Below are 23,678 nucleotides of genomic sequence, written 5' to 3'. Positions count from 1 at the left end.
GGCTAGGCGGACTGCCGGAACCGGGAAGTCCGATGCACAGGATCGGTATCGATCTTCGGAATGACGTGCTCCCCGATCAACCGAATCGTCTGCAGCGTCTCCTCCTTCGGCACCCCCACCGGCAGCCCGAAGCTCAGCTGGTCCGCCCCCGCCTGCTCCCACCGCTTGCACTGCGTGAGCACCTCATCGGGGTCCCCGCAGATCAGCAGCTCCTCCTCGATGAGGACTTCGACGAACTCGGGCGTGTACGCCGGCAGCGTCTCGGGCCACACCGGGAAGCCCTCGGGCCGCGGGAAGGTGTCGTGGTAGCGGAACACCAGCGACGGCAGATAGTGCAGCCCGCCGTTGGTGGCGATCCGTATCGCCTCGTCGTGCGTCGGCGCGCAGATGGCCGTCGTCGTGACCATCACGTTGTCGTTCACGAAGTCCCCGACCGGCTCGGCGTTCACGATCGCCGTCTTGTACTGCTCCAGCACCCACTCCATGTCGGAGACCTTCTGGATGCTGAACCCGAGCACACCGAGACCCTTGCGGGCGGCCATGGCGTACGAGGGCGGCGACCCGGCGGCGTACCACATCGCCGGATGCGACTTCCCGTACGGCTTCGGCAGGACCTTGCGCGGGGGCAGCTGCCAGTGCTTGCCCTGGAAGCCGGCGTACTCGTCCTGGAGCCACATCTTCGGGAACTCGGCGATCGTCTCCTCCCAGATCTCCTTGGTGTAGTTCATGTCGGTCACGCCAGGGATGAACCCGAGGATCTCGTGCGACCCGGCTCCGCGCCCGCTGCCGAACTCGAACCGGTTCCCGGTCAGGTGGTCGAGCATCGCGACCTTCTCGGCCACCTTCACCGGGTGGTTGACCTGGGCGAGGGGGTTGAAGATCCCCGACCCCAGATGAATCCGCTCCGTGGCGTGCGCCAGATACCCCAGGAACACATCGTTGGCGGAGAGGTGCGAGTACTCCTCCAGGAAGTGGTGCTCGGACGCCCACGCGTACTTGAAGCCTGACTTGTCCGCCTGGATGACGTACTCGGTCTCCTCCATCAGCGCCTTGTGCTCCGCGAGCGGATCGGTCTCGGCGCGTTTGCCCACGTATCCCTGTACAAAGAGCCCGAATTCCAAGGCGGTTCACCGTCCCCGGTTCCGAAGTTTTTCTGACACACCGTCAGTTTTGATGCACTGTGGCACCACCCTCATGGAGGGTCAATACCTGATGGACAGTCAGATGACACTGACCCCGGCCAGCCAGCCCCCGTCGATCACGAACGGCTGCCCGGTGATGTACGAGGAGTCGTCGGAGGTCAGGAACAGGGCCAGCCGCGCGACCTCCTCCGGCTTACCGATCCGGCCGAGCGGCACCAGCTTGCGGTACAGCTCGTCCAGCGCCCGGCCGGTCTCCGCCGCGTCCGCCGTCGGGTCCAGCCGGGCCGGGTTGGACATGGCGGTGTCGATGGCGCCGGGGCACATGGCGTTGACGCGGATGCGCCGGTCGGCGAGTTCCAGGGCGGCGACGCGGGTGAGACCGAGGACGGCGTGCTTGGTGGCGGCATACGTGCCGACGGCCGCCATGCCGGTCACGGCCGTGTAGGAGGCGGTGTTGACGATCGTGCCGCCGTCCTCCATCACCGGCGCGACGGTCTTGATCCCGAGGAAGCAGCCGACCTGGTTGACCTGTACGACCTGCATGAACTCGTCGAGTGGGGTGTCGAGGAGGGAGTTGAAGCGCAGGATGCCGGCGTTGTTGACCAGGCCGTCCACCCGCCCGAGGGAGTTCTTCACGGCGCTCACGGCCGACCGCCACTGGTCCTCCTGGCTCACGTCCAGGTGGACGTAGCGCGCGCCCAGTTCCTCCGCGAGGGCGCCGCCCTGGTCGTCGAGGACGTCGGCGATCACGACCTCGGCCCCCTCCGCTCTGAACAGGCGGGCCTCCTGCTCCCCCTGTCCGCGCGCCGCCCCGGTGACGATCACGACGCGTCCGTCCAGCTTGCCCATGCCATGACTCCTCAGAGAAGGGGCGCCACTTCGGCGCCGAAGGCCGCCATCTGGTCGGTGAGTTCGGTGCGGCCGCGGCTGCGGAACCGCACCTGGATCTGGTGCACGCCCATCGCGCGGTAGGCCCGCAGGGACTCGGCGAGCGCGTCCGGGGGGCCGGTGAGGGTGCGGCGGCCGACGTCCCAGGTGGGCGTGCCGAGGTGGAGCGGCTCGGTGATGGCGCCCATGGTGAACGGCCCGTCGAGGCCCGCCTCGTCCCGCAGCCGCCGTATCCGCTCGATCTGCGCGGGCAGCCGGTCCCGCGGGTCGCCCTGCGGCAGCCAGCCGTCGCTCTTGAGGGCGGCCCGGCGTACGGCGGCGGGGGACGAGCCGCCGACCCACAGCGGCACGCGCTCCTGGGCCGGCCGCGGCTGCTGACCGAGCCCCTCGAAGTCGTAGAGCTTGCCGTGGTGTTCGGGGAACTCGTCCGGGCCCAGGGCGGCGCGCAGGGCGTCGATCGACTCGTCGAGGACGGCCCCGCGCCGGTCGAAGTCGACGCCGAGCACCTCGAACTCCTCCCGGACGTGCCCGGCACCGACGCCCAGGATCAGGCGGCCGCCCGACAGATGGTCGAGGGTGGCGTACTGCTTGGCCGTCAGCAGCGGATGCCGCAGACCCACGACGGCGACATGGCTGAGCAGCCGCACCCGCTCGGTCACGCCCGCCAGGAAGCCGAGGGTGGCCACGGGGTCGTACCAGACCGTGCTCATGGCGGGGGCCAGTCGGCGCGGGATCGCGACGTGGTCGCAGCTCGCGAGGTAGCCGAAGCCGGCGCGGTCGGCGCTGCGGGCGATCTCCACCAGGTCCCCGGGACCGGCGCCGGCCTCCCAGCCCTCGGCGTAGATCGTGCTCTGGGACTGGACGGGAAGCTGCATCCCGTACGAGAAGGTGCTCACCGCCAGAGTCCCTCAGGGGTGAGGCCCAGCAGCTCGATGGCGTTCCCGCGCACGATCCGCTCCACCACCTCCGGGTCCAGGTGGCCCATCTGCGCCTCGCCGACCTGCCGGGACTTCGGCCAGGTGGAGTCGGAGTGGGGGTAGTCGGTCTCGTAGAGGACGTTGCCGACGCCGATCGCGTCGAGGTTCTTCAGCCCGAAGGCGTCGTCGAAGAAGCAGCCGTAGATGTGCTCGGCGAAGAGTTCGGACGGCGGGCGGTGGACCTTGTCGGCGACGCCGCCCCAGCCGCGGTTCTCCTCCCAGACGACGTCGGCCCGCTCCAGGATGTACGGGATCCAGCCGATCTGGCCCTCCGCGTACATGATCCTGAGGTTCGGGAAGCGTTCGAACTTGCCGCTCATCAGCCAGTCCACCATCGAGAAGCAGCAGTTGGCGAAGGTGATGGTGGAACCCACGGCGGGCGGGGCGTCCTTGGAGGTCGAGGGCATACGGCTGCTGGAGCCGATGTGCATGGCGATGACCGTGCCGGTCTCGTCGCAGGCGGCGAGGAAGGGGTCCCAGTCCTCGGAGTGGACGGACGGGAGGCCCAGGTGCGGGGGTATCTCGGAGAAGGCGACGGCACGGACCCCGCGGGCGGCGTTGCGCCGGACCTCCGCCGCCGCGAGTTCGGCGTCCCAGAGGGGGATGAGGGTGAGGGGTATGAGCCGGCCCTGAGCCTGCGGGCCGCACCACTCCTCCACCATCCAGTCGTTGTAGGCCCGGACGCAGAGCAGGGCCAGCTCCTTGTTCTCGGCCTCGGAGAAGGTCTGGCCGCAGAAGCGGGGGAAGCTGGGGAAGCAGACGGAGGACTGGACGTGGTTGACGTCCATGTCGGCGAGGCGCTGCGGGACGTCGTACGACCCCGGGCGCATCTGCTCGTAGGTGATGATCTCCAGCTTGATCTCGTCCCTGCTGTAGCCGACGGCGGTGTCCAGGCGGGTGAGGGGCCGCTGGAGGCCCTCGTACAGCCACCAGTCGCCGAGCGGGCCGTCGTCGCCGGGGGCGCCCATCACCGGGCGGAAGCGGCCGCCGAGGAAGGAGATCTCCTTCAGCGGCGCGCGGACTATGCGGGGGCCGGTGTCGAGGTACTTCTTCGGCAGGCGGCTCTGCCAGACGTCGGCGGGCTCCACGGTGTGGTCGTCGACGGAGATGATCAGCGGGAAGTCCGGGAAGTCCTTCGTGGTCTCCATGGCGGTCACGGTAGCGCCGATCTGACGGTCCGTCAGCTATGCGGGACCATCAGCGGTTCCGCCGCGGGTGCGAAGAGCAGGTGAGGGCCTTGTGATATCCCGCGCGTCTGCCCGTACAAGCGCTCTCCACAGCTGACGCATCCGCCATGAACAAGGCAAACTGACGTAGTTGCCCACTGTGTCTAGGGAGACGGCGATGGACGGTGTACCGCGAGTGCCGGAACAGAGGCGGGCCGGCTCCTGCGCGGAGCCTGCCCCGCTGAGCTTCGGCGTGCTCGGTCCGGTACGAGCCCGGCGCGGACCGGAGCAGCTGAGCACCGGCTCCCCGCAGCAACGTGCCCTGCTCGCCGCCCTGCTGCTGCGCGAGGGCCGCACGGCCACCGCGAGCGAGCTGATCGACGCCGTGTGGGGCGAGGAGCCGCCGTCGCAGGCCCTCGCGGCACTGCGGACGTACGCCTCCCGGCTGCGGAAGGTGCTGGGCCCCGGGGTCCTGGTGAGCGAGTCCGGCGGGTACGCGGTGCGCGGGCTGCCGGAGGGCGCCCTCGACCTGGCCGTGGCCCAGGACCTGGCCGCCGAGGCGGAGAAGGCGAAGAGCGCCGGGGACCTGTCCCACGCCCGTGGGGTGCTCGGCCGCGCGCTGGCGCTGTGGGACGGGGAGGTGCTGGCCGGCGTACCCGGCCCGTACGCGGAGGCACAGCGGGTCCGCCTGGAGGAATGGCGGCTGCAACTCCTGGAGTCCCGGCTCGACATGGACCTGGAGCAGGGCTGCCACGCGGAGGCGGTGTCGGAGCTGACCGCCCTCACCGCCGCCCACCCGCTGCGCGAGCGGCTGCGCGAACTGCTGATGCTGGCCCTGTACCGCAGCGGCCGCCAGGCGGAGGCGCTGGCGGTGTACGCGGACACCCGGCGGCTGCTGGCGGACGAGCTGGGGGTGGACCCGCGGCCGGGGCTGCGGGAGCTGCAGCAGCGGATCCTGCGGGCGGACCCGGGGCTCGCGGAGCCGGCGTCCCCGCAGGCCGAGCCGGCCGCCGCCCCGGTCCGCCCGGCCCAACTGCCCGCCACCGTCCCGGACTTCACGGGCCGTGCGGCCTTCGTCCACGAGCTCGGCGAGGTGCTGTCCTCGGCCGAGGGCCGGGTGATGGCGGTGTCGGCGGTGGCCGGCATCGGCGGCGTCGGCAAGACCACGCTGGCCGTGCACGTCGCCCACCAGGCGCGGACGGCCTTCCCGGACGGCCAGTTGTACGTCGATCTGCAGGGCGCGGGGGCCCGCGCGGCGGAACCGGAGACCGTCCTGGGGTCCTTCCTGCGGGCCCTGGGCACCGCTGACTCGGCGATCCCGGACTCACTGGAGGAGCGGGCGGCGCTGTACCGGTCCGTCCTGGACGGCCGCCGGGTGCTGGTCCTGCTCGACAACGCCCGGGACGCGGCGCAGGTACGGCCGCTGCTGCCCGGCACGGAGGGCTGCGCGGCGCTGGTGACCTCGCGGGTGCGGATGGTCGATCTCGCCGGGGCCCATCTGGTGGACCTGGACGTGATGTCCCCCGACGAGGCGCTGTCGCTGTTCACGAAGATCGTGGGCGAGGAACGGGTGGCGAGCGAGCGCGAGGCCGCCCTGGACGTGGTGGCGGCCTGCGGCTTCCTGCCGCTGGCGATCCGTATCGCGGCCTCCCGGCTGGCGGCCCGCCGCACCTGGACGGTCTCGGTGCTGGCCGCGAAGCTGGCGGACGAGCGCAGGCGCCTGGACGAGCTGCAGGCGGGCGACCTGGCGGTCAAGGCCACCTTCGAACTCGGCTACGGCGCGCTGGAGCCGGCCCAGGCACGGGCGTTCAGGCTGCTGGGCCTCGCGGACGGCCCGGACATCTCGCTGGCGGCGGCCGCGGCGGTCCTCGACCTGCCGGCGGAGGAGACGGAGGACCTGCTGGAGGCCCTCGTCGACACCTCACTGCTGGAATCGGCGGCCCCCGGCCGCTACCGGTACCACGATCTCGTACGCCTCTACGCGCGTGCATGCGCGGAGCGGGACGAATGGCCGCCGAGCGTGGGGGCACCTCCCACGCCTTTCGGGCAGTGGGGGAGGGACGCGGCGATGTCCCGGCTGCTGGACTTCTATCTGGCCACCGCCGCGGCGGTCTACCTCATCGAACGGCCGGGAGACCGGCTGGTGGACCACCTCGCGACCCCGGAGCATCCCGGGCTGACGTTCGACGACCGGCACGCGGCGCAGGACTGGCTCTACTCCGAGGCGGTCTCACTGCTGGCGTGCGTGCGGCAGTCCGCTCATCCCGGGATGCTCCGGCGCGCCGTCGACGTCCTGTGGGCGGCGATCGACCTGGCGGAGTCCGGGACCAACTCCCGGGAGTACGAGACGGTCGCGGTGGCGCTGTGCACGGCGGCGCGGGCGGCCGAGGACCCGTACGCGGAGGCCCGGGCACTGATCACGCTGGCCTACGCGCACAGCCTCATCGGCCGTTTCGACCTCGCCGACGAGGAGGCCGGCCGGGCCCGTGAGCTGACCGACTCCTCCCACGACGCGCTGGCCGGCTGCTGGTCGTCCAATGTCGGCGGCGCGATCGCGGCGTACCAGAACCGGCACGAGGACGCGGAGGCGCACTTCACCCGCGCCATCGAGCACTTCCGCGTGCTCGGCGACCGCCCGGGCGAGGCGAGCGCCCTGTGCAATCTGTCGCGCGTGTATCTGGCCACCGGCCGGGCGGAGAGCGCGGTGACCCTGGCCCGGCAGGGCACGGCCATGTACGACGCCATGGGACATGACCTCAAGGGTGCCAACGGGCGGTACGCGCTGGGCCTCGCGCTGGCACAGAGCGGGAAGCTGGCCCAGGCGACCGAATGCCTTCAGCAGGCTCTCGAGGTGTTCCAGGACAGCCGGCAGCGGCTGTGGGAGGGCATGACGGTCTTCCGCCTCGCCGAACTCGACCTCAAGGACCGGCGCCCCGCGCAGGCGGCGTCGAACGCGGAGACGGCGCTGACCCTGCTGCGGGGCATCGGCGGGGAGTGGCGGCGTGGCAACGTCCTCACCGTCCTCGGCCGCGCCCTCAACGGCATCGGCCAGCTGGACCGGGCCCAGGTGTGCTGGCGCGAGGCCCTCGACATCTTCGAGTCGCTCGGCGCACCCGAGGCGGCCGAGGCCCGCAGCCTGCTGACGCCGACGCAGGCGGCCTGAGCGGGCGCGACGGAGGCGTTCATCGTTCGTTTATCGCGGTCGGGCAGTCTCGCCTGTGTCGGGCCGTCGCGTCGGGGGGCAGGCGGAACGGCGTCGAGCTGGGCCTCTATGGTGAACCGGCTCCAGGATCCGTCCGGCAGTCCTCGGGGGAGTTGCCGGACGGATCCTGTCCATCCAAACGTCCAACACGTCAGGGGAGTACGCGATGAGCGCCGAGAACACCACGGACAACATCCACATCACCGACGAGCCGGCCGGCGACTCGACGGACAACATCCACATCACCGACGAGCCGCTCACGGTGACCGCGAAGGACACCGCCAAGGTGACCACGGACAACATCCACATCACCGACGAGAAGGCCTGACGGCCGCGCCTTCTCCGCACGGGGATCGGCCGCGGCGGTCGGAGGGGGACCGCCGCGGCCGAGGCGCGCGTCAGGATCTGCGCAGCTCCCCTTTGACCACCTTCCCGCTCGCGTTCCGCGGAAGCTCCCCCACGAACTCCACCCACCTGGGCACCTTGTAGTTGGCCATCTCCCGCCGGGCCCAGGCGATCAGGTCGTCCGAGGTCATCGAGGAGTCCGGACGGCGCACCACGTACGCCTTGCCGACCTCGCCCAGCCGCGGGTCCGGTACACCGATCACGGCGACGTCGGCCACATCCGGGTGGAGGCCCAGGAGTTGCTCTATCTCCGCCGGGTAGGCGTTGAAGCCGCCGACGATGAACATGTCCTTGATCCGGTCGGTGATCCGCAGGTTCCCGTAGGCGTCGAGGACGCCCACGTCCCCGGTGCGCAGCCAGCCGTCCTCCGTCAGGACCTCCGCCGTGCCCGCCTCGTCCTCGTAGTAGCCGCGCATGACGTTGAAGCCGCGCACCAGGACCTCGCCGGGCTCGCCGGTGAGGGCCTCGACCCGTACCTCCGTGCCGGGGATCGCGCGTCCTGACGTCGAGGCGATCACCGTGGGGTCGTCGCCGCGCCGGCACATCGTCACGATGCCGCTGGCCTCCGAGAGGCCGTAGGCCGTCAGGACCGTCTCCACGCCCAGTTCCCCGCGCAGCCGCTCCACCAGTTGCAGCGGCACCACCGCCGCGCCCGTCACCACCAGCCGCAGCGCCGAGAGGTCGTGGGCGTCACGGGCCGGGTGGTCCAGCAGGGACTGGTGGAGGGTCGGCGGCCCCGGCAGTACCGACACCCGCTCGGCCGCGATGTTCGCGAGGGCCGTGTCGATGTTGAACACCGGCTGGGGGATCATCGTCGCACCGCGCATCAGACAGGCCAGGACCCCCGCCTTGTAACCGAAGGTGTGGAAGAACGGGTTCACGATCAGATAGCGGTCGCCCTGCCTCAGCCCCGCCAGATCGCACCAGATCTCGTACGCCCGCAGCGTCTGCGCATGGGTGATCACCGCACCCTTGGGACGGCCCGTCGTACCGGACGTGAAGACGATGTCCGACGGCCAGGATCCGTCCACCGCCGCCGAGCGCGCCCGCACCTCGGCCGGTCCGACCCCGTCCCCGCCCGCCAGGAAGTCCTTCCAGGTACGGAAGTCCTCGGGCGCGTCGTCCGACAGCACCACCACCTGGTCGAGATCCGGCAGCCCGGGCCCCCGGTCGACCGCCCGCCGCAGCGAGGCCACGTACGAGGTGCCCAGGAACGTGCCCGTGATGAACAGCAGCCGCGCCCCGCTCCTGCGCAGGACGTCCGCCGCCTCCGCCCCCTTGAAGCGCGTGTTGATGGGCACGAGCACCGCTCCGGCCGACACCGCGCCCAGCGCCGCCACGATCCAGTCCGACGAGTTCGGGGCCCAGATCGCGACCCGGTCGCCCGGGGAGATGCCCGCCGCCATACAGGCCGCCGTCGACCGTTCGACGCGGGCGCCCAGTTCGGCGTACGAGATCCGGGTACGGCCCTCCACCACCGCCTCGGCGTCCGCGTACCGTTCGGCCGCCGACCGGACGAGTCCCGGAATGCTGCCCCACTCCACGTCACCGCGCACAACAGCCCCCTACTACTAGCTGACTACCCGTCAGATTAGCTGTAGCCTGACGCCCTGTCAGCTGAGGGGACAGCATGCGGAGGTGCACCAGCATGGCCGGAATCAAGGACGCCACCGCGATCGTCGGCATCGGGCAGACCCCCTTCGCCAAACGCCTCGACGAGGACGAGCGGACCCTCGCCTGCCGTGCCGTCCTCGCCGCCCTGGACGACGCGGGTATCGCACCCGGCGAGGTCGACGCGCTCGCCTCCTACACCATGGAGGAGACCGACGAGGTGGAGCTGGCGAAGGCCGTCGGCTTCGGTGACCTCACCTTCTTCAGCAAGGTCGGGTACGGGGGCGGCGGTTCCTGCGCCACCGTCGCCCATCTCTCCGCCGCCATAACCTCCTGCCAGGCCACCGTCGGCGTCGCCTGGCGGTCCCGCAAACGCGGCAGCGGCCCCCGCCCGTGGAAGAACACCGCCGTCCAGCTGCCCACCCCCGCCCAGTGGACCCGCCCCTTCGGCCTGCTGCGCCCCGCGGACGAGATCGCCATGCTGACGCGCCGCTACATGCACGAGTACGGCGCGACCCGCGACCACCTCTTCAACGTCGCCCTCGCCTGCCGGAACAGGGCCAACCAGAACCCCGCCGCGGTGATGTACGAGCGGCCCCTGACCCGCGAGATGTACATGACCTCCCGCTGGATCAGCGAACCGCTCTGCCTCTTCGACAACTGCCTGGAGACGGATGGCGCGTTGGCGTGCGTGGTCGTGTCGGCCGAGCGGGCGCGGGACTGCCGACACCGGCCCGTCTACGTCCACTCCGCCGCCCAGGGCCTGCCCGCACAGCACCACGGCATGGTCAACTACTGGAACGACGACCCCCTCACCGGCCCCGCCTGGACCGCCGCCCGGCACCTGTGGAAGCACGCCGACTTCACACCCCAGGACGTCGATGTCGCCGAGATCTACGACGCGTTCACCGCGCTCATACCGCTCTCCCTGGAGGGCTACGGCTTCTGCGGCCGCGGCGAGGGCGGCGCCTTCACCGAGCAGGGCGCCCTGGAGATCGGCGGGCGGCTGCCCCTCAACACCAGCGGCGGCGGGCTCAGCGAGGCCTACGTCCACGGGTTCAACCTCATCAACGAAGGCGTACGGCAGCTCCGCGGCACCAGCACCGCCCAGGTCCCGGACGCGGCCACCTGCCTCGTCACGGCAGGGGAAGGTGTGCCCACCTCCGCTCTCCTCCTGAGGAGCTGACCATGCTCGATCCCGTCATCGACTCCGACGGCGCCCCCTTCTGGGGCTATGCCCGCCAGGGCGAACTCCGCGTCCAGGCCTGCGCCGACTGCGGAGAGCCCCGCTTCCCGCCCCGGCCCTGCTGCCCGCACTGCCAGTCCTTCGCGAGCGAATGGCGGGCGGTCGCCGGGCACGGCCGTATCTGGTCGTACGTCGTGCCCCACCCGCCGCTCCTGCCCGACTACGCGGACCAGGCCCCGTACAACGTGATCGTCGTCGAGCTCACCGACGCCCCGCGGATCCGGCTCGTCGGCAACCTCGTCGCCGAGGCCGGAGCGCGACTCGACTCGGTGCCGGCCGGGCGCATCCGGATCGGGGCCCGGGTGCAGGTGGTGTTCAGCGGCGAGGGTCTTCCTCAGTGGGTTCCGGAGCGCTCATGAGCGTGAAGGTGCTGACCGACAAGGACACCGGCGTCGCGGTCGTCACCCTCGACCGGCCCGAGCGGCTCAACGCCGTCGACCTGGCCATGCGGGACGAACTTCAGGCGGTCTGGCGGGGGTTGCGGTTCGACGACTCGGTGCGCGCGGTCGTCCTCACCGGCGCCGGTGAGCGCGCCTTCTGCACGGGCCTCGACCGGAGCGCCGTCGTCCCCCAGCCCGATTCCCCCTACATGGCCGACGATCCGCTCCTGCGCGTCGGCCCCAAGGCGAACGACCTGTGGAAGCCGGTCGTCGCCGCCGTGCAGGGCATGGCCTGCGGGGGCGCCTTCTATCTGCTCGGGGAGTCGGACTTCGTCGTCGCCGACGCCACCGCCGCCTTCTTCGACCCGCACACCACGTACGGCATGGTCAGCGCCTACGAGTCCGTGCTCATGGCACAGCGGATGCCGCACGGGGAGGTCGCGCGGATGATGCTGATGGGGACGGCGGAGCGGATCTCCGCGCAACGGGCCTTCGACATCGGGCTCGTCTCCGAACTCACCGAACCCGGTGGGGCGTTGGCGGCCGCGACGGACTGCGCCACGGTGATCGCCGGGTATCCGTCGGACGGCGTACAGGGGACGGTGCGGGCCCTGTGGGCGGCGAAGGAGAACTCCGTCGCCGCCGGGTTCGCACAGGCGGCCCACCTGATCGCACTCGGGAACCTGCCGGAGGAACGGCAGGCGGAGCTGTTCGCCGGGCGCAGGAGGTCGTTCCGAACGCGTTGATTCGCCCCCGCCGCCCCTGATCCTTTCAGCCCGTCCGGCGTTTGAGGACGAGGCCGTTCAGGCCGAAGCGGGGGTCTGGGGGCGGCAGCCCCCAGGGACGGGAACGGGTAGGGGCGGCGGGGGCGATGGGACGTCAGCTCGCGGCCGGCGCCCGGTCTGCCACCTCGCAGTGCTTGATCCGGGCGACAAGGTCGTTGCTTCCGCCCACGTTCACCCTCACCGTCGCCGTCCCTCTCGCAGGCACGTTCGCGAGGTCGACCCGGCTTCCGGCGGCACCGCCCTCGGCGTCCCGGAAGGTGACGGTGACCTCGAAGGTGCCCGCGGTGCTGTTCGGGTTGCTGACCTCGACGGTCGCGTACGGCTGCTTCACGGTCGCGCACTTCAGCAGGACCGCCATGGCGGGCGACAGCGAAGCGGCCGTGGACGGGGACGAGTACGAGCCGCTGCCCCCGGTCGTGGTCGTCGTGCGCGTCGACGTGTCGTGGTCCTGTGACGAGCTGCTGCACCCGCCGCTGCTGTGATGGTGCTTGCCGATGCCGTGGTGCCGTCCCGAGAAGCCCGTCAGCGACAGGATCACGAACCCGATGACGGCCGTGTACTTGAGTGTGCGCCCCCGTGTGTTCACGCCGTCACTGTAGCGAACCACTGTCACGGCCATGTCACCGCGTGGCGCCCCCCGCGCACCCGGCGTAGCGTCTAGGGGGACGGCCGCCGTCCACACCCTTCCGTGACACCGGTACGACGGCCGTCACCAGCGGCTCATGCGGGCCGTGCGGTCCCCGTCCCCTTCTCCGCGTCCAGCGCGTACACACAGCGGTCCTTGCTGCACGCGTACACCACGCCGTCCTGCACGACCGGGGAGCCGGTGATCTCGCCGCCGGTCGCGAGTTTCCAGCGCAGCCGGCCGTCGTCGGCCTTCAGGGTGTAGAGCAGGTGGTCCGTGGAACCGAAGTGGATGCGGCCCTCCGCCACCGCGGGGGCGCCGACGATGTCGCCGCCCGCCTGGAAGCGCCACTTGGGTGTGCCGGTGACCGCGTCCAGGGTGTACAGGCCCTTGCCGCTGCCGACGTGGACGTGCCCGGCCGCCACCAGAACGGGGTCGATCGACGCCCGGGACTCGGTGGCGATGCGCCAGCGGTCGCGACCGTCGGTGGCGTCGAGGGCGTAGACCGTGCCGAGGTAGTCGACCAGGTAGATGCCGCCGCCGGTGACCGCGGGGCCGGGCGCGAAGGTGGGCGGGCAGAGGAAGACCGCGGGGGCCTCGAAGTGCCACCTCACATGGCCGCTCGCCACGTCGATCGCCAGGACCCGGGTGCCTGCGGAGACGTACACGTATCCGTCCGGGGCGTGCGTCACCCGTACCGGCACGCCGCCGCAGGAGGCCGCGTCGCCGATCGGGTAGGACCAGCGCTCCTTGCCGGTGCGGGCGTCCAGGGCGCGCAGCCGGGCGTCCTGCCAGACGTAGGCCGTGCCCTCGTGGACGGTGGGCCCGGCCTCCGGGGACTCGAAGTCGGTCTGCGCCCCGGTGAGTTCCCACAGCTTCTGGCCGTTCGAGGCCTCCCAGGCCTGGACGCCGCCGCCGCGTGTGCCGGTGACGACCGTGCCCCGGTCGGCCTTGAGGGAGTACACCCAGGCCTCCGTGGACAGCCGCCACAGGTCGGCGCCCTCACGGCAGTCCAGGGCGAACAGCGTCGGCCCGTCGGAGGCGTGGATACGGCCGTCGGCGACCGCCATCGACCAGGCCACGTCCCGCGTCTTGAAGCGCCGGCGGCCGGTCGCCACGTCCAGGGCGTGCACCTCGAAGGAGGTGACGTAGACGAGGTCGCCGGAGACCGACGGGGTGCCCCACACATCGTTCGACATGCGGAAACGCCAGGGACGCCAGCCTGGCGCGGCCTCCGGGGGCGCGGGCAGCGACGTGGGTACGACAGGGCCTACGGCAGGATCGGCGCCGTTGACGCCGGGGCGCGGCTTGGACCAGGAGGCAGCCAGGGCGGCCTCTGGAGGAGGTGCCTTCACGGCGGCGGCGCGGACGTCGGAGACCCGCGGCCCCGGCCCGATGGGCACCTGGGCGCCGGCCAGCCGGACGGGGCCGGTGTCGGGGGCGCCGACGGATACGGGGGACGGCGGTACGACGGGGTCGTGCGGGGGCGGGGGCGGCACGGGGGCGGGGCGCGCGCCGCCGCCGCTGCGGCCGCCGCCCTGGCCCGGCTTGGCCGCCGGACGGCCGTTGCGGCGCGCCTCGATCAGGCTCACCGCCCGCTCGGGCAGCCAGGCCGAGGCCGTACCGCTGTCGTCGGTGCCGGAGCCGAAGAGGTGCGGGGCCAGCTGGGCCTGGAGGTCGGCCGGGTTGGGGCGGGCGGTGGCCTCCATCTGCATGCAGGACTCGATGAGCGGGCGCAGCTCGTCCGGGAGGCCCTCCAGGTCCGGGCCCTCCCGCAGCAGCATGAAGACCGTCTCGACCGGGTTGGCGCCATGGAAGGGCGGGTGTCCGGTGGCCGCGAAGACGAGCATGGAGCCGAGCGAGAACACGTCGCTCGCACCGGTCACGGACCGGGAGTCCTTCGCCTGCTCCGGCGACATATAGGCGGGCGTACCCACCGCCACGTTCGTCATCGTCAAACGGGTGTTCGAGACTCCGGAGGCGATACCGAAGTCGATCACCCGGGGGCCGTCCTCGACGACCAGGACGTTCGAGGGCTTCAGGTCCCGGTGCACCAGACCGGCGCCGTGGATCGACTGGAGCGCCTCGGCCACACCCGCCGCCAGCCAGCGCACCGCCTGGGCCGGGAGCGGCCCGCACTCGTTCACTATCTCTTCGAGGGAGGGCGCGGGCACGTACGCGGTGGCCAGCCACGGCACGGCGGCGCGTGCGTCGGCGTCGACCACGGCCGCCGTGTAGAAGCCGGAGACGGCCCGGGCGGCCTCCACCTCGCGCGAGAAGCGGACGCGGAACAGCTGGTCCTCGGCGAGCTCCGTACGGACCGTCTTGATCGCCACACGCCGGCCGGACGCCGAGCGTGCGAGATAGACCAGCCCCATGCCGCCGGCACCGAGCCGCCCCAGCACCTCGAACGGACCGATACGCCGCGGATCGTGCTGTGTCAGCTGATCCACCACTTGCCTGCCACCTCCCCGTACGGGCCGCGCCGGTCACATCTCTACGCGACCCCGTGCAGCGTCTCACCACCGCACCGCCATGGCGGCACGCACCCTGATTCTTCCTGTCCCGGGCACCGGTTGCGAACCCGGGACCGAGTCGGGATGCCTCACCCCAAAACGGGATGTTTCACCGCACGATCTGTTTCAGTCGGTCTATTTCAGCAGTTTTTAGTCGGTCTGCTTCCGTCGTTCCAGCACCGCGAACGACGCCCCCTGATTGTCGGTGACGACGGCCGTCCTTCCGTACGACGTCTCGAATACTGGCGCCCAGATCCGACCCCCGAGACGGCTCACCGTCCCGAGTGCGGCGTCACAGTCTTCTACGCCGAAGTGGACCAGGAAGTGGGGCGGCATCTCGGCCGGGAAGACCTCCGAGACGGCCGCCCGCCCGAAGTCGGGCCTGGCCTCCGGCCCGAACAGGGCGTCGTGGAAGAGATCGCCGTAGAAGGTGTTGGCGACCTCCACGTCCCGGGCGTACAGCTCGGCCCATGCGAAGGTGCCGGGCTCGTGCCGCCGACCGAAGCCGGGGTGGCTGCCCGGCTCCCAGAGCCCGAAGACGGCGCCCTCGGGGTCGGTGACCAGCGCGGCCGTGCCCAGCTCCGCGACCGGCGTGGGCGCCGTGACGACCTGCCCGCCGGCCGCCCAGATCCGGTCGGCCAGCGCCTCGGCGTCCGGCGTCGCGAAGTACACGGTCCACACGGTGGGCAGCCGACCGTCCGTCTTGCGTGCGAGCGCGGCGACCGGCTCCCCCTCCTTACGGGCCCACACGAAGCCGCCGGGCACCTCCGGCCGGTCCTCGAAGGTCCACCCGAAGAGCTCGCCGTAGAACCGCTTGCCCGCCTCCACATCGGGAAGCTGCGCGTCCACCCAGCACGGGACGCCCTCTCCGTACGCGGATGCCCTGTTTTCGGCCATACCGCCAAACTAACGGCGACTCACGCACCCCGCAGGACCAGGCACACCAGCCTCCGCCCTCTCGTGCACCCCATTTGCAGTCGGCCGAATCGCGCTCCCATCACCCCTCGGTAAGCTGACGACATGACAGGACAAGTGCGTACCGTCGACGGCCGCGTGGCCGGCCGGCGTGGGCAGGCGACCCGGCAGAAGCTGCTCGACTGCCTCAGCGAGATGCTCAGCTCCTCCCCTTACCGGGACGTCAAAGTCATCGATGTCGCCCGGAAAGCGGGGACTTCGCCCGCGACCTTCTACCAGTACTTCCCGGACGTCGAGGGCGCCGTCCTGGAAATCGCGGAGCAAATGGCCACCGAGGGCGGTCAGTTGACCGCGCTCCTGGAGGGCCGCTCCTGGGTCGGCAAGGCCGGCTGGCAGACCGCGCAGGAACTCGTGGACGGCTTCCTCGAGTTCTGGCGCAAGAACGACGCGATCCTGCGCGTCGTCGACCTCGGTGCGGCCGAGGGCGACAAACGGTTCTACAAGATCCGCATGAAGATCCTGAACTCGGTGAACAACTCCCTCACCGACTCGATCACCGAACTGCAGTCGAAGGGAAGGGTCGACAAGGACGTGAACCCGGCGGCGGTCGCCGGTTCACTGGTCGCGATGCTCGCGGCGGTCGCCTCGCACCAGAAGGGATTCCAGACGTGGGGCGTCAAGCAGGCTGAACTCAAGCCGAATCTGGCGCTGTTGGTGCACCTGGGCGTGACCGGCAAGAAGCCGACGAAATAGATCTCGCCGAGGATCTCTTTTCGCGTCTCTTTCCCGAGGCCCAAGTCCTGTCTGGCAGGCGGTGGTTCACCCGACGGTGAGCCGCCGCCTGCTGCGCTATGCGGGCAGCGGACGGTCCCGCACCACGTGCTTCATCACCAGCGTCGAGGTCAGCCGCTGCACTCCCGGCAGCGTCGCCAGCCGCTCGTCGTACAGCCGCTGGAAGGCGGCGAGGTCGGCGGTGGCCACCCGCAGCAGATAGTCGGGCTCCCCGAACAGCCGCTGCGCGTCCAGGACATGGGGGATGTCCACGAGGGCCCGCTCGAACCCGGCGACCGTGTCCCGGTCCTCCTGCCGCATGGACACGAAGACCAGCGCCTCGAAGGTCAGCCCCACCGCGGCCGGGTCCACCACCGCCCGGTACCCGCTGATCGCCCCCGACCGCTCCAGCTCCCGCAGCCGCCGGTGACAGGGCGAGACACTCAGCCGCACCCGCCCGGCCAGCTCGGTCACGGTCAGCCGCCCGTCCTGCTGCAGCTCGGAAAGGATTTTGCGATCAACGTCGTCCATGAGGCAGATCTTTCCACAGGCAGCCCGACATCGAGCAAAATCCAGAAACACATTCGGGCCCATCGCGCCTAATGTCCCTCACATGGACACCCGACTACTGCTTTCCTTCCTCGCCCTCGATCTCCTGCTGGTGTGCGTGCCGGGTGCCGACTGGGCGTACGCGATCTCGGCCGGACTCCGGGGCCGCTCCGTCGGGTGGGCGGTGGGCGGTCTGGTCGCCGGGTACGCGGTGCACACGATGCTGGCGGTGGCGGGACTGGCGGTACTGGTGGCGGGCGAGCCACGGCTGCTGACCGCGCTGACCGTCGCGGGGGCCGGGTATCTGGTGTGGCTGGGCTGGGGAGTGCTGCGCCGCCCGGGCACCCCCGGCGCGACGGACGAGCCCGCCGGAGCCTCCCGGGCCCGCGTCTTCCTGCGCGGCGCGACGATCAGCGGTCTGAACCCGAAGGGGCTACTGCTGTACCTGTCGGTCCTGCCGCAGTTCCTGACCACCCACGGGAGCCTGCCGGTCCCCGTCCAGACCGCCACCCTCGGCCTGCTCCACATGGCGTGCTGTGCGGCCGTCTACCTCACGGTGGGGCTGGGCGCCCGAGCGGTCCTGGGCACCCGCCCGTCAGCGGCCCGCGCGGTGACGCGGACCTCGGGGGCGGCGATGCTGGGGATCGGGGCGTTTTTGCTGGTGCAGCGGTTGGCGACGTTGTAGCTCAGCTCATTGAACACTCCGCGCCCGGTTTGCGTACGTATGGGTACGTACTCCGCGAAAGGAGAGGCGATCATGAACCTCCTGAAGCGTGCGGCCGTCGGTGTGGCCTCGGTGGCTCTGATGGCCGGAGGCGCGGGCGTCGCCTTCGCCGGCCAGCCCAACGCGTCCTGCGAGGACATCCACCCCGCCACCCCTCCTGGAAACTCCGCCAGCGCCCCCGGCTCAGCCTTCTCCGGCGGCACTGCCGACCTCCACTACGCCGGTTCCGGCCCAGGCTCCGCCCACGCCGGTAGCGACAACGCAGTCTCTCAGTACGACGTGGCCTGCACCCACAACCAGTCGTCCCGCTGACACCGACTACCTCCGCACCACCCTGAACACCCGTATCTCCCGCTCCACCCGAGCCTGATACGTCGCATACGGCGGCCAGAAGGCCAACAACGCCTTCCAGGCCGCCGCCCTCTCCTCACCCTCCAGCAGCCGGGCCGTGACCGGGATGTCCTGGCCCTTCCAGCTGATCTCGGCGTCGGGACGGGCGAGGAGGTTGTGGGTCCAGGCGGGGTGGTCGGTGCGGCCGAAGTTGGAGCCGATGAGGAGCCAGCCGCCCTCCTCGGGCATGCAGGCGAGGGGCGTACGACGTGGGAGGCCGCTGCGCGCACCCGTGGTCGTCAGGATCACTCCGGGCAGCATCTGCGCACTGAGCAGGTACTTTCCGCGCGTCAGCCGGTGTACGGCCCTGTCGAGCCTCGGCACCACGTGCGGCGCCACCTTCGCGAAGCCCCTCGTCGAGGACACCTTCTGCACCAGCCGTTCGCCGATCACACCGCCACCCCCCGGCCCTGTTCGAAAAGGTGCGCCCCGTCGGCGGCGTGCGCCCGCAGCCGGTGTACCGGCCCGAACAGCAGCTCGTCGCCCGCGGCGCGCTTGAAGTACAGATGCGCCTCGTGCTCCCAGGTGAAACCGATGCCGCCGTGCAACTGGATCCCCTCGGCTGCGGCGGCGCGCAGCGCCTCAAGGGCCTGCGCGAGGGCGAGCCCTCCCACGCGCTCACCGTGAGCGGCGGCCCAGGCGGCGTAGTAGGCGGCCGAGCGCGCCGCCTGGACCTGGACGTACACGTCGGCCAGCCGGTGTTTCACCGCCTGGAAGGAGCCGATCGCCCTGCCGAACTGCTCGCGCTGTTTCGCGTATGCGACGGTCCGCTCCAGCGCGTGGTCCGCGGCCCCGACGGCTTCGCAGGCCAGCACGGCGGCGGCCGTGTCACCCACCGCGGACAGGGCCGTGAGAACCTCATCCCCGTCTTCCGCGCCCAGCAACTCTGCTTCCACGTCCCGTAGTTGGACCCGCGCCTGCGGGCGGGTCGCGTCGAGCGCGGTCTGCCGTACGCGGACGAGTCCGGCCGCGTCCCCCGTCACGAGGAAGAGGAGGGTGCGCGAGCGGGCGAAGCCGCCGGTGTGGGCGGCGACCAGCAGGAGCTGCGCGCTGTGGCCGTCCAGTACCTGGTCGACCTGTCCGTACAGCCGCCAGCCGTCGCCCGCCCGCCTGGCCTGCACGCCTCCCGCGCGCCCCCCGCCCGCCCAGTCGCCGGCGCCCGTGCCGGTGAGGGCGAGGGCGGTGGCGAGGGCGGCGCCCGGGACGGCGAGGGCGGCCGTCAGGGTGCCGTCGGCGATGCGGGGCAGCAGGGCGGCGCGCTGGGTGTCGGTGCCGAGGGCGAGGATCAGGGGTGCGGCGAGCACACAGGTCGCCAGCAGCGGGGAGGGGGCGAGGGCCCTGCCCGGCTCCTCTGCCGCCAGGGCGAGTTCGGCCGCCGAGCAGCCGATTCCGCCGTACGCCTCCGGGAGGGCGAGTCCGGGCAGGCCGAGCCGGTCGGCGAGCGCGGTCCACAGGGTCGGGTCGTGTCCGGCGGGGGTGTCGAGGGCGGCGCGCAGCTCCTCGGGGCCGCAGCGTTTGCGGAGCAGTTCGCGCAGGGTGCGGCGGATCCCGTCCTGCTCGGCCGTGAAGCCGGCGTCCATGGCTCTCCCCCACTCTCTTCCCTCGGTATCTGACGGTCCGTCATATTAGGAGCGGAGCAGCGATATGCACAGAGGCAGGAGGCCGCTCATGACTCCCCCGACGACACACCGGTCGACGCCCCGGAGCCGGAAGGTCGCCGTGGTCGGCGTCGCCCTCTCCGACTGCGGCCGCGTGGACGACGCGACCCCGTACACCCTGCACGCCCAGGCGGCCCGCCGCGCACTGGCCGACGCGGGGCTGGCCCGTGAGGTGGTGGACGGCTTCGCGTCGGCGGGCACGGGCACCCTCGCTCCCGTCGAGGTGGCCGAGTACCTGGGTCTGCGCCCCACCTGGGTCGACTCCACGGCGGTCGGGGGTTCGACCTGGGAGGTGATGGCGGCCCACGCGGCGGACGCGATCGCGGCGGGGCACGCGAACGCGGTCCTGCTGGCGTACGGCTCGACGGCCCGCGCGGACATCAAGGCGGGCCGCCGCACCGGCGACCTCTCCTTCGGCGCGCGGGGCCCGCTCCAGTTCGAGGTGCCGTACGGCCACACGCTGATCGCCAAGTACGCGATGGCGGCCCGCCGTCACATGATCGAACACGGCACGACCATCGAGCAGTTGGCGTCCGTCGCCGTCCAGGCGAGGGCGAATGCCGCGCTGAACCCGGAGGCGATGTTCCGCACGCCGGTCACCGTGGACGAGGTGCTGTCCGGCCCGATGATCGCGGATCCCTTCACCAAGCTGCACTGCTGCATACGTTCCGACGGCGGGGCGGCGGTGCTGCTGGCCGCCGAGGAGTACGTACGCGACTGCCGTACCGCTCCGGTCTGGGTGCTCGGCACCGGGGAGCACGTCTCGCACGCCGCCATGTCCGAGTGGCCCGACTTCACGGTGTCGCCGGCGGCGGTGAGCGGGCGGCTGGCGTTCGAGCGGGCCGGGGTGGGGCCTTCGGAAATGGACTTCGCGCAGATCTACGACGCGTTCACCTACATGACGCTGGTGACGCTCGAGGATCTCGGGTTCTGCGGGAAGGGGGAGGGCGGGGCGTTCGTGGAGAAGGGGCGGCTGAGGGTCGAGGGCGGGGAGCTGCCCGTGAACACCGACGGCGGCGGGCTGTCGGCCCAACACCCGGGGATGCGGGGGTTGTTCCTCCTGGTGGAGGCGGTACGACAACTGCGGGGAGAGGCGGGCGCGCGGCAAGTTCGGGCGTCCGACGGGGAGTTGCCGCGGCTGGGGGTGGCCTCGGGCACCGGGGGCTGGTTCTGCTCCTCCGGGACGGTGGTCCTCGGCAGGTGATCGGCCGACCTGATCCAAACGACAGGGCCTACTGGGCAGGCAGGGCCTCCCGCATCGCACGTGCGGTGGAGGCGGGGTCGTAGTCCCCGGGAACGCCGTCGACCAGGATGATGTCGCCGGCGATGTGTCGCGAGCGCAACGGCGCGATCTCCTGGTACGCGGGCGAGTCCCACCAGGCCCGCGCCTCGGCGATCCCGGGAAAACCGATCACCACCACGTGCCCGGGCCAGCCGCCCTCCTTCACCTCGTGCTGCGTGGCGTGCACCAGGAAACGGCCGCCGTAGGGCTCGAAGGTGCCGGAGATCCGCTCGATGTACTCGGCGATCTCCGGGTGCGGGGCGGCTTCCTGCAGGTGGGCTATGGCGTAGGCCGTCATGGCGTGTTGCCGTCCTTCCGGTCGGTCGGGGTCCGTATGCAGACGATCGTGGCAGGACGAGATCTCGGGGTCGATGACCTCACAGGTAAGCGGCCCGGCTGCGCCCCGCAGGAAGCCGGCCAAAGGGCGCGTCATCGTCGCGTCTTGATCCCGCAAACAGTCCTTTTGAACCCGCAAACAGCCCTTCCCGGCGGATCACCGCCTCCGGTACTGCTGGTCTCTGCTCAGGTACTCAACAACGGGGGAGCGAGAATGAGCCAGTTCGGTGTCGACCCGGACACGCTGGACCAGCTTGCCGGGAAGTTCGACAGGGAAGCGAAGGACCTGGCGAAGCCGATCGACGCCTTCGCGGCGACCGCGTCCCAGATCGGAGAGGCCTTCGGCCTGCTCGGTGCCTGCGACGGTGCGTCGCAGAAGTACCAGACGCTGCTGACCGGCACCCTCAAGGCGCTCGGGCAACTGCCCGGGGTGCTCACCAGCGACGCCGACCGCCTGCGTCTCAACGCCACCAACTACAAGAACTCGGACCAGACCGCCATCGACCACCTCCGCGCCGCGACCCGGCCCACGGGAGGCCCGGCGTGAGCATCAACAGCTGGATCGACGGCAAGGTTCTGGACATCCTCCAGGCTTGCGGAGTGGAGCTCCCCGGCGGCAACGGCGACACGCTCCGCACGATCGCCGGCGCCTGGGACACCATGGGCAACGAGCTGACAGAGGTCGCCCACGCCCTCGACGTGCAGATCCAGGGCGTCGACAAGCAGGGCTGGCACGGCGAGGCCCGCGACGCCTTCGAGAAGCACTGGGCGGAGCAGAAGCGCGTCATCGACGACGTCGCCCACAACTTCCACCAGGTGGCCGACGGGCTGCGGGCGTACGCCGACGAGATCGACAAGATCAACGAGGAGATCATCGACATCTGCGTCGAGATCGCCGAGATGGAGATCGCCGGCGCCGCGCTCTCCTTCTTCACCGGCTTCCTCTCCGACCTCGTCGCGAACACGGCCGTGGCCACCCGGGTCGCCAAGATCGTCGACCTGGTGAAGCTGTTCACATCGGCTGCGGAGAAGGTGGCGGCGCTGCTGGAGCGGTTCGGTGCGCTCAGCGAGGCGGGGGCGGCGAGGCTGGCGAAGGTGGCCGAGTTCGCCGCGAAGTTCCTCAAGAAGGGCGCCGAGAGCTTCGTCACGAACTTCGTGGCGGACTCGGGCAGCGCGATGCTCAACCAGGCACTCACGGGGCAGCCGATCACGGTGGGCAAGGATTTCTCCACCGGCGGCAAGGAGGCCCTGGGCACGGCCGCATTCACCGCGGGCGGCGGGGCGCTGGCCGAGGGCGCCAACCTGACGGGCGCGGTCGGCAAGGTCCTCAGCGGCGAGGGCAGGGCCGGCAGCGCGGTCAACGGCTCACTGGGCAACATCAGCGGTGGCCTCACGGCCGACGTGTGGAACCGCCAGGACGGCGCGACGATCGGATGGGACGCGGCGACGAACGCGCTGACCGGAGCGACCGGAAACGCCGCCAACGACGCCCGCTTCCACCACATGGAGGAAAACGGCAGCCTCGGCGGCGAACACCTCAGCGACCGGGGCAGGCTCGCCGACGCCGCGTACAAGAACTCCGCAGGCACCGGCCTCAACACGGCGGTCTACGCGGCGGGCTCCGGCATCGAGTCGGATGCCCAGGAGCTGGTCAAGGACGCCGAGAAAGCGAGCGAGTGATTCGTGCACGGTGAGCTGGAGGGCGTGATCCTTGCCGGGGTCGCACACAACAACCCGAACTACGACCCCGGCTGGCTCCCCTTCTTTGCGGCGCTCGTCGTGCTCGCGGGGTTCGTGATCGTCCTTGTCGGTGGAGCCTTGTCCATCGGTGTGCGGGACCTCGTAGGCCGAAGGAAGTGGGCCGGTTACGCGATCGGGCCGGTGACCATCACGATCGGCCTTGCTGTCGTCGCCCTTGGCGTGTGGCTGTGGTGACCGCGTGACACCGCGCGACCTTCGCCTCGGACCGCTCCCGTAGCGGACGGGTGAAGTGTGGGCGACGTGAGGCTTGCGGCCACCTGGACCCCGAACCCCAGAACATCGCGGCCGGCCTCCGCGACAACGCCCGCGACCAAGACCGTCGGCCGACCCTCAGGGGCCGGCCGACGGT

At 71.1% G+C, this 23,678-nt stretch carries 24 protein-coding genes; 12 read left to right on the top strand and 12 right to left on the bottom strand.

Going from position 1 to position 23,678, the window contains the following annotated elements; all coding sequences use genetic code 11:
• Nucleotides 1-2: 2 nt before the first annotated feature.
• The 4 genes from ACWC1K_RS11770 to ACWC1K_RS11755 all read right to left on the bottom strand — a co-directional run bounded on the left by ACWC1K_RS11770 (nucleotide 3) and on the right by ACWC1K_RS11755 (nucleotide 4,155).
• Nucleotides 3-1,121 (bottom strand): LLM class flavin-dependent oxidoreductase, encoded by a 1,119-nt coding sequence (locus tag ACWC1K_RS11770; protein WP_450830540.1) that lies wholly within the window; start codon nucleotides 1,119-1,121, stop codon nucleotides 3-5.
• Nucleotides 1,122-1,220: 99 nt separating this feature from the next.
• Nucleotides 1,221-1,991 (bottom strand): SDR family NAD(P)-dependent oxidoreductase, encoded by a 771-nt coding sequence (locus ACWC1K_RS11765; protein WP_450830538.1) that lies wholly within the window; start codon nucleotides 1,989-1,991, stop codon nucleotides 1,221-1,223.
• 11 nt (nucleotides 1,992-2,002) lie between these two features.
• Nucleotides 2,003-2,905 carry an LLM class F420-dependent oxidoreductase gene (locus ACWC1K_RS11760; protein WP_450830756.1) on the bottom strand — a complete coding sequence of 301 codons (903 nt, stop codon included), beginning with the start codon at nucleotides 2,903-2,905 and terminating at the stop codon, nucleotides 2,003-2,005.
• A 17-nt stretch (nucleotides 2,906-2,922) separates the two neighbouring features.
• Complete coding sequence (locus ACWC1K_RS11755; protein WP_450830536.1) at nucleotides 2,923-4,155, bottom strand: amidohydrolase family protein; 1,233 nt, start codon at nucleotides 4,153-4,155, stop codon at nucleotides 2,923-2,925.
• A 196-nt stretch (nucleotides 4,156-4,351) separates the two neighbouring features.
• Between ACWC1K_RS11755 and ACWC1K_RS11750 the strand changes: the two genes are divergently transcribed.
• Together ACWC1K_RS11750 and ACWC1K_RS11745 are read left to right on the top strand one after the other, a co-directional pair.
• A complete protein-coding gene (locus tag ACWC1K_RS11750) occupies nucleotides 4,352-7,336 on the top strand; it encodes a BTAD domain-containing putative transcriptional regulator (protein WP_450830534.1) in 2,985 nt (994 codons plus the stop codon).
• Between the two features lie 205 nt (nucleotides 7,337-7,541).
• Nucleotides 7,542-7,703 (top strand): hypothetical protein, encoded by a 162-nt coding sequence (locus ACWC1K_RS11745; protein ID WP_450759388.1) that lies wholly within the window; start codon nucleotides 7,542-7,544, stop codon nucleotides 7,701-7,703.
• A gap of 70 nt (nucleotides 7,704-7,773) precedes the next feature.
• Here the strand turns inward: ACWC1K_RS11745 and ACWC1K_RS11740 are convergent, their stop codons facing one another.
• Complete coding sequence (locus ACWC1K_RS11740; RefSeq protein WP_450830533.1) at nucleotides 7,774-9,336, bottom strand: FadD3 family acyl-CoA ligase; 1,563 nt, start codon at nucleotides 9,334-9,336, stop codon at nucleotides 7,774-7,776.
• 92 nt (nucleotides 9,337-9,428) lie between these two features.
• On the opposite strand from ACWC1K_RS11740, the gene ACWC1K_RS11735 reads away from it, so the two are divergent.
• From ACWC1K_RS11735 to ACWC1K_RS11725, 3 genes are read left to right on the top strand one after another with little or no spacing between them, the layout of a single operon-like run.
• Nucleotides 9,429-10,577 (top strand): lipid-transfer protein, encoded by a 1,149-nt coding sequence (locus ACWC1K_RS11735; protein ID WP_450830531.1) that lies wholly within the window; start codon nucleotides 9,429-9,431, stop codon nucleotides 10,575-10,577.
• 2 nt (nucleotides 10,578-10,579) lie between these two features.
• Nucleotides 10,580-10,996, top strand: coding sequence for a Zn-ribbon domain-containing OB-fold protein (locus ACWC1K_RS11730; protein WP_450830529.1), 417 nt, complete (start codon nucleotides 10,580-10,582; stop codon nucleotides 10,994-10,996).
• A complete protein-coding gene (locus ACWC1K_RS11725; protein ID WP_450830527.1) occupies nucleotides 10,993-11,763 on the top strand; it encodes an enoyl-CoA hydratase/isomerase family protein in 771 nt (256 codons plus the stop codon). Before ACWC1K_RS11730 ends, ACWC1K_RS11725 begins: the two co-directional genes overlap by 4 nt.
• A gap of 133 nt (nucleotides 11,764-11,896) precedes the next feature.
• Here the strand turns inward: ACWC1K_RS11725 and ACWC1K_RS11720 are convergent, their stop codons facing one another.
• The 3 genes from ACWC1K_RS11720 to ACWC1K_RS11710 all read right to left on the bottom strand — a co-directional run bounded on the left by ACWC1K_RS11720 (nucleotide 11,897) and on the right by ACWC1K_RS11710 (nucleotide 15,840).
• Complete coding sequence (locus ACWC1K_RS11720; RefSeq protein ID WP_450830525.1) at nucleotides 11,897-12,388, bottom strand: hypothetical protein; 492 nt, start codon at nucleotides 12,386-12,388, stop codon at nucleotides 11,897-11,899.
• 134 nt (nucleotides 12,389-12,522) lie between these two features.
• Entirely contained in the window at nucleotides 12,523-14,883 is a 2,361-nt protein-coding gene (locus tag ACWC1K_RS11715) for an outer membrane protein assembly factor BamB family protein (protein ID WP_450830523.1), read from the bottom strand.
• A gap of 210 nt (nucleotides 14,884-15,093) precedes the next feature.
• Complete coding sequence (locus ACWC1K_RS11710) at nucleotides 15,094-15,840, bottom strand: VOC family protein (RefSeq protein ID WP_450830521.1); 747 nt, start codon at nucleotides 15,838-15,840, stop codon at nucleotides 15,094-15,096.
• 135 nt (nucleotides 15,841-15,975) lie between these two features.
• On the opposite strand from ACWC1K_RS11710, the gene ACWC1K_RS11705 reads away from it, so the two are divergent.
• The gene (locus tag ACWC1K_RS11705) at nucleotides 15,976-16,611 is read left to right on the top strand and encodes a TetR family transcriptional regulator (protein WP_123970478.1); all 636 of its coding nucleotides are present in this window, start codon (nucleotides 15,976-15,978) and stop codon (nucleotides 16,609-16,611) included.
• Nucleotides 16,612-16,707: 96 nt separating this feature from the next.
• Here ACWC1K_RS11705 and ACWC1K_RS11700 read toward each other — a convergent pair whose 3' ends face one another.
• Nucleotides 16,708-17,160 (bottom strand): Lrp/AsnC family transcriptional regulator, encoded by a 453-nt coding sequence (locus ACWC1K_RS11700; protein ID WP_450830519.1) that lies wholly within the window; start codon nucleotides 17,158-17,160, stop codon nucleotides 16,708-16,710.
• Between the two features lie 82 nt (nucleotides 17,161-17,242).
• Between ACWC1K_RS11700 and ACWC1K_RS11695 the strand changes: the two genes are divergently transcribed.
• Both ACWC1K_RS11695 and ACWC1K_RS11690 read left to right on the top strand, forming a co-directional pair.
• Nucleotides 17,243-17,863, top strand: a complete 621-nt coding sequence (locus tag ACWC1K_RS11695) for a LysE family translocator (protein ID WP_450830517.1) — start codon at nucleotides 17,243-17,245, stop codon at nucleotides 17,861-17,863.
• A 72-nt stretch (nucleotides 17,864-17,935) separates the two neighbouring features.
• Complete coding sequence (locus tag ACWC1K_RS11690; protein WP_450830515.1) at nucleotides 17,936-18,214, top strand: hypothetical protein; 279 nt, start codon at nucleotides 17,936-17,938, stop codon at nucleotides 18,212-18,214.
• A gap of 6 nt (nucleotides 18,215-18,220) precedes the next feature.
• Here the strand turns inward: ACWC1K_RS11690 and ACWC1K_RS11685 are convergent, their stop codons facing one another.
• Nucleotides 18,221-18,685, bottom strand: coding sequence for a nitroreductase family deazaflavin-dependent oxidoreductase (locus ACWC1K_RS11685; protein ID WP_450760165.1), 465 nt, complete (start codon nucleotides 18,683-18,685; stop codon nucleotides 18,221-18,223).
• A complete protein-coding gene (locus ACWC1K_RS11680) occupies nucleotides 18,682-19,872 on the bottom strand; it encodes an acyl-CoA dehydrogenase family protein (RefSeq protein ID WP_450830512.1) in 1,191 nt (396 codons plus the stop codon). The genes ACWC1K_RS11685 and ACWC1K_RS11680 overlap by 4 nt, the downstream gene beginning before the upstream one ends.
• Before the next feature lie 88 nt (nucleotides 19,873-19,960).
• On the opposite strand from ACWC1K_RS11680, the gene ACWC1K_RS11675 reads away from it, so the two are divergent.
• On the top strand, nucleotides 19,961-21,154 hold the full coding sequence (locus ACWC1K_RS11675) for a thiolase C-terminal domain-containing protein (protein ID WP_450830510.1): 1,194 nt from the start codon (nucleotides 19,961-19,963) through the stop codon (nucleotides 21,152-21,154).
• A gap of 28 nt (nucleotides 21,155-21,182) precedes the next feature.
• On the opposite strand, the gene ACWC1K_RS11670 is transcribed toward ACWC1K_RS11675, so the two are convergent.
• Entirely contained in the window at nucleotides 21,183-21,530 is a 348-nt protein-coding gene (locus ACWC1K_RS11670) for a DUF1330 domain-containing protein (protein WP_450830508.1), read from the bottom strand.
• 252 nt (nucleotides 21,531-21,782) lie between these two features.
• Here ACWC1K_RS11670 and ACWC1K_RS11665 point away from each other — a divergent pair, with 252 nt between their 5' ends.
• From ACWC1K_RS11665 to ACWC1K_RS11655, 3 genes are read left to right on the top strand one after another with little or no spacing between them, the layout of a single operon-like run.
• On the top strand, nucleotides 21,783-22,115 hold the full coding sequence (locus ACWC1K_RS11665) for a WXG100 family type VII secretion target (protein ID WP_450830506.1): 333 nt from the start codon (nucleotides 21,783-21,785) through the stop codon (nucleotides 22,113-22,115).
• Nucleotides 22,112-23,248, top strand: a complete 1,137-nt coding sequence (locus tag ACWC1K_RS11660) for a WXG100-like domain-containing protein (RefSeq protein WP_450830504.1) — start codon at nucleotides 22,112-22,114, stop codon at nucleotides 23,246-23,248. Before ACWC1K_RS11665 ends, ACWC1K_RS11660 begins: the two co-directional genes overlap by 4 nt.
• A gap of 3 nt (nucleotides 23,249-23,251) precedes the next feature.
• A complete protein-coding gene (locus tag ACWC1K_RS11655; RefSeq protein ID WP_450830502.1) occupies nucleotides 23,252-23,503 on the top strand; it encodes a hypothetical protein in 252 nt (83 codons plus the stop codon).
• Nucleotides 23,504-23,678: the final 175 nt, after the last annotated feature.

The sequence above is a fragment of the Streptomyces sp. NPDC001492 genome, assembly GCF_053597275.1.
The sequence above is the reverse complement of the archived record's forward strand: the minus strand, read 5'-3'. Positions and strand labels throughout refer to the sequence as shown.